Origin of the sequence: Sphingomonas endophytica (assembly GCF_001476895.1) — a bacterium.
Taxonomy (GTDB): Bacteria; Pseudomonadota; Alphaproteobacteria; order Sphingomonadales; family Sphingomonadaceae; genus Sphingomonas; species Sphingomonas endophytica_A.
Genome location: NZ_LDTB01000102.1, coordinates 1 through 682, shown reverse-complemented (window position 1 = coordinate 682; position 682 = coordinate 1). Strand labels below are relative to the sequence as shown.

The 682-nt window shown below is 64.2% G+C and carries 1 protein-coding gene; it reads left to right on the top strand.

All coding sequences use genetic code 11. From position 1 onward, the window contains the following. The coding region (locus NS334_RS16150) for a glycoside hydrolase family 2 TIM barrel-domain containing protein (RefSeq protein ID WP_241492001.1) at positions 1-682 on the top strand (682 nt) is incomplete at both ends.

Genomic DNA, 682 nt, shown 5'->3' with positions numbered 1-682 from the left:
CTTCTGGTCGCTGGGCAACGAAACCGGGATCGGCAGCAGTTTCGAGGCGGCGGCCAAGTGGGTGCGGGGGCGCGACAATACGCGGCTCATCAGTTTCCTGGGGCATAGCATGAGCGGGTGGCGACACCCGACCAATGCGTATGTCGATATCTTCGCGCCGATGTACGATGATGTCGAGAAACTGGTCGATTATGCCGAGCGGCCCGAATTCACCCAGCCGCTGATCCTGTGCGAGTATGCGCATGCGATGGGCAACAGCCTGGGCAATTTCCAGGATTATTGGGACGTCATCCACGCGCACAAGAAGTTGCAGGGCGGGTTCGTGTGGGACTGGGTGGACCAGACGATCATCCGCAAGGATGCGCAGGGCCGGGAATATTGGGCGCAGGGGCGCGACTTCGTGCCCGATGGCGACGACAGCCCGGTCGGCGACGGGGTGATCCGGTCGGACCGGACGCCCGATCCGGAATATCACGAGCTGGCCAAGGTCTATGCGCCGATCGCGTTCGAGCGGGCGGGCGACCGCTATGTCGTCGTCAACCGGCACGATCATATCGACCTGTCGCGCTTCACGCTGGACTATGCCGTCATGGAGGACGGACGCGAGGTGGCGACAGGCAAGGTCGCGATGCCGGCGGTCGCGGCCGGTATGCGCGCGCCTCTGAACCTGACGCTGCCCGCG